This is a genomic window from Bradyrhizobium cosmicum (assembly GCF_032290525.1).
GTDB lineage: Bacteria > Pseudomonadota > Alphaproteobacteria > Rhizobiales > Xanthobacteraceae > Bradyrhizobium > Bradyrhizobium cosmicum_A.
Window position 1 is genome coordinate 1 of sequence record NZ_JASXTA010000668.1, and the last position, 230, is coordinate 230.

1 protein-coding gene is annotated in these 230 nt (G+C 66.5%); it reads left to right on the forward strand.

Annotated features, from left to right (window positions below; translation table 11 throughout):
• On the forward strand, window positions 1–230 hold a 230-nt coding region (locus QSV46_RS41275; RefSeq protein WP_314964587.1), incomplete at both ends, for a glycosyltransferase family 39 protein.

Genomic DNA, 230 nt, shown 5'->3' on the forward strand with positions numbered 1-230 from the left:
TCCTGGTGGCGTCCAGTCTCCTGCTGTTTGCGCTCGCCAAGGTGCTGCAGACCGGCCGCGGCGTGTGGTGGCTGGCGGTCGGCGCAGCGGCCGGCTGCGCGCTCTTGTCGAAATATACTGCGCTGTTCTTCGGAGCCGCCATCCTGATCTGGCTGATCGCGGTTCCCAAGCTGCGACACTGGCTGGTCTCGCCCTGGCTTTATCTCGGCGGGCTCGTTGCGCTAGCGCTC